At 56.2% G+C, this 3,477-nt stretch carries 4 protein-coding genes; 1 reads left to right on the top strand and 3 read right to left on the bottom strand.

Translation table 11 applies throughout. The annotated features are described in order from the left end of the window. Positions 1-43 precede the first annotated feature (43 nt). Positions 44-547: a flavin reductase family protein gene (locus HLUSI_RS0100920; RefSeq protein ID WP_029362969.1), complete on the bottom strand. Its 504-nt coding sequence runs from the start codon at positions 545-547 to the stop codon at positions 44-46. A 303-nt stretch (positions 548-850) separates the two neighbouring features. Between HLUSI_RS0100920 and msrA the strand changes: the two genes are divergently transcribed. After that, positions 851-1,390, top strand: a complete 540-nt coding sequence (msrA, locus tag HLUSI_RS0100915; RefSeq protein ID WP_040502991.1) for a peptide-methionine (S)-S-oxide reductase MsrA — start codon at positions 851-853, stop codon at positions 1,388-1,390. A gap of 103 nt (positions 1,391-1,493) precedes the next feature. Here the strand turns inward: msrA and HLUSI_RS0100910 are convergent, their stop codons facing one another. Further along, positions 1,494-2,702 (bottom strand): SAM-dependent methyltransferase, encoded by a 1,209-nt coding sequence (locus HLUSI_RS0100910; protein WP_029362967.1) that lies wholly within the window; start codon positions 2,700-2,702, stop codon positions 1,494-1,496. 71 nt (positions 2,703-2,773) lie between these two features. Further along, complete coding sequence (gene pdxH, locus HLUSI_RS0100905; RefSeq protein ID WP_016832167.1) at positions 2,774-3,409, bottom strand: pyridoxamine 5'-phosphate oxidase; 636 nt, start codon at positions 3,407-3,409, stop codon at positions 2,774-2,776. Between the last annotated feature and the right edge of the window lie 68 nt (positions 3,410-3,477).

Genomic DNA, 3,477 nt, shown 5'->3' with positions numbered 1-3,477 from the left:
CAGCCCGAGGGCGCTTTTTTATTTGAGTACGTGCTTTTCTGATTTAGTCGGTCTTCACAAAGCGGCCATCATGGAAGACCAGCGCAGCTTGCGGCGTGACCTCGCAATGTTCGACTTCACCAACGAAAATCACATGATCCCCTTCCGGATAGCGGCTGCGGTTATGGCATTCGAACCAGGCCGAGACGCCTTTCAGCACCGGTTGACCGGTACGCGACAAGGTGTAGTCGACGCCGTCGAAACGATCGGCGGACTTGCGCGAAAATTGTTCCGCCAGCGCAGCCTGTTCGGCGCCAAGGATATTGATCACGTAGTGCGAATTGCCGGAGAAAACCGGCATGCTGCTGGCTTGTTCGGACAGACTCCACAGCACCAGCGGCGGCGACAGCGACACTGAATTGAACGAGCTCGCGGTCAGTCCGAGCAAGGTGCCGTCGTCCAGGCGCGTAGTGATGACGGTGACGCCGGTCGCGAACTGAGACAATGCCTTGCGGAAATGAGTTGAGTCGAAAGCACGCGTGGTAGCGCGTGGGGAGCGAGAATGCATCTAAGACCTGTGTAAACGGTTCTGACAAGTAGGACATTATGCCCAAAAAATCATCGGACGTAACCCAAGGCCTGCTTGAGACAGGCCGGGGGTATTTTCTGAATGTAATTGTTGAGTACGGCCAGTTGTTAATTATTGATGTATCTGGCAATGCCGAAATACCTCGCCTGAGCCTCGGTTTCGGCAGCGGCATTTGCCGACGCTAGGTTTTTGTTCGCGAGCAATGGTATAAACGTAGCTATGCGGCATGAATTGCAAAGCGTATGCCGCAAGATCCATTTGAATCCAGACGCAGGAGCGATCGTGAGTACTTCAACTGAAACAGCAGTTCTCGGCGGCGGGTGTTTTTGGTGCCTCGAAGCGGTATACCAGCAACTCAAGGGCGTGCAGCACGTAGAGTCTGGCTACACCGGCGGCCACGTAAAGAATCCGACCTACGAACAGGTTTGCGCCGGCGATACCGGCCATGCGGAGGTCGTGAAGCTGAGCTTCGATCCGGCACTTATCAGCTTCAGGGAAATTCTGGAAGTCTTCTTCACCATCCATGACCCTACTACGCTGAATCGCCAAGGCAACGACGTCGGCACGCAATACCGTTCGGTGATTTACTACAATTCGCCTGCCCAGTACGATACGGCCAAGCATATCATCGCCGAGATGGCACTGGTATGGGATGCGCCGCTCGTGACGGAACTGAGCCCGGTGGAAACGTATTACAAAGCTGAGGATTACCATCAGAATTACTTTCAGCAACATCCGTTCCAAGGATATTGCGCATTCGTGGTGGCGCCGAAACTGGCCAAATTCCGTGAAGTGTTCGCTGCCAAGAGCAGGCAGGAATAAGCGGAGACAAGGGCGAGCAAAAACAGGATCAAGCGACAAGATCAACAAAAGAAACAGCCGGCCACACGCCGGCTGTTTTCATTGGGATCGCAGGTGTTTCCGACTATTGCGCGTCGTAGATATAACGGCGCGATTGCGGCAATGCCGCCGCAGGACGATTCGCTTTGCCGCAGACGACCTGATAGAGCGAGATCCAGTCCTTGTCGAAGCCATGCGAACTGCCCGCAAGATAAACGCGCCAGATGCGATAGCGCTTTTCGTCGGTCAGCTTCTTGATTTCTTCTGAGCGTGCTTCAAAGTTATCGGCCCAGATAGCGCAGGTCCTGGCGTAATGACGACGCAGGTTTTCCACGTCGAACACTTCCAATCCGCCCTGTTGCATGGTTTTCAACACCAGACTGACATGCGGCAACTCACCGGCGGGGAAAACGTATTTGTCGACAAACTCGCCCCCGCCATAGGGGGATTCGCCATTTTCAATATCCGTGCTGGTGATACCGTGGTTCATCACCAGGCCGTCATCGGCGAGCAGCGCGTTGATATGCGAAAAATACAGCGGCAAATTCTTCAGGCCGACGTGTTCGAACATGCCGACGCTGGTGATGCGGTCGAAGGTGCCGGTGACGTCGCGATAATCCTGCAACCGGATTTCAATGCGGTCGCTCAGGCCGGCTTTTTCGACGCGCTCCCTGGCCAGCGCGTACTGGTTCTCGGACAAGGTGACGCCGACGCATTGCGCGCCGAATTTCTGTGCCGCGCGCAACACCAGCGCACCCCAGCCACAGCCAATGTCGAGCAGCCTGTCGCCGGGACGCACCTTGATCTTGGTCAGGATGTGGTCGATCTTCTTGATCTGCGCGGTGGCGAGATCTTCGTCGCCGTTCTCGAAGTAGGCACAGGAATACACCATGTTCTCGTCCAGGAAGAGTTTGTAAAACTCGTTCGAAACGTCATAGTGGTAGCGGATCGCTTCGGCATCCTTTTCCTTGCTGTGGCGCACCGTGCGGACGATGCGCGACAGTTTTCCTTCCGCCTTCAGGGTTTTTGCGGCAAGCAGGTTGGCGACGTTGATGATGCTGGCGACGGGGCCGTCGACGTCAATCTTGCCTTCGACGTAGGCCTCTCCCAAATTGGAGAGCGAGGGGCGGAACAGGTAGGGCAGCGCCGAGACGTGCGGCACGCGCAAAGTGACTTGCGGCGCGTTGTCACTGAAATCGAATTGGCGGCCGTTCCATAACTCAAGGCGCAACGGCAGTGCGGTTGCGTGTCGGACGTCGTCTACCCAAGCTGCTAGCTTCTTTTCCCAAAACACGATGTTTTCCTCCGTGCGAGTAATGATGCTGTAGCGCGGCCCTTTCCGATGGCGTCGTCAACAGGGACGAGCTAGGGCTGCAGGCGCTGCCGGCTCCATGCACCGTCTGCACCGCGCGTATAGACAACACGGTCATGCAGGCGCGAGGGCCGGCCTTGCCAGAATTCGATCTTATCCGGTATCACGCGGTAGCCGCCCCAATGCGCGGGACGGACCGGATGAGTGCCGTACTTTTGTTCCGCCGCGGCGAACTGCGTTTCCAGCGTTTCGCGCTGGTCGACCGGTGCGCTTTGTTCGGAAGCGATGGCGCCCAGTTGGCTGCGCAGCGGACGGCTGGAAAAATAGGCGTCGCTTTCGGCGGCAGCGACCTGCTCTATCCTTCCTTCGATGCGAACCTGGCGTTCTAGTTCTACCCAATGGAATAACAAGGCGACATAAGGATGTTCCTCGATGTCGCGCCCCTTGCGGCTGTGATAGTTGGTGAACCAGGTAAAACCGCCGGCGTCGACCTGTTTGAGCAGCACGATACGCGATGAAGGGCGGCCGTCGGCGCCTACCGTGGCGATGCTCATGGCGTTGGGTTCCGGAATTTCCGCTTTCAGCGCTTCATCGAACCATGTTGAAAATTGAACAACAGGATCGGCGGCGACGTCGTTTTCCGACAAGCTGGCGCGGCTGTAATCCTTGCGAAGATCTGCTATCGACATTCTTGCTTCTTCCTAAATGGGTAGTGCGGGGGCTGCGTTAGAGTAGCGCGTTTTTAAAAAAAAAAAAA

It is taken from the genome of Herbaspirillum lusitanum P6-12 (genome assembly GCF_000256565.1).
Taxonomy (GTDB): Bacteria; Pseudomonadota; Gammaproteobacteria; order Burkholderiales; family Burkholderiaceae_D; genus Herbaspirillum; species Herbaspirillum lusitanum.
This window is presented reverse-complemented; position numbering and strand designations above follow the sequence as displayed.

Coding starts and splice junctions, on each gene's coding strand:
- HLUSI_RS0100920 (WP_029362969.1), bottom strand. CDS start 547: ATGCATTCTCGCTCCCCACGCGCTACCACGCGTGCTTTCGACTCAACT.
- pdxH (WP_016832167.1), bottom strand. CDS start 3,409: ATGTCGATAGCAGATCTTCGCAAGGATTACAGCCGCGCCAGCTTGTCG.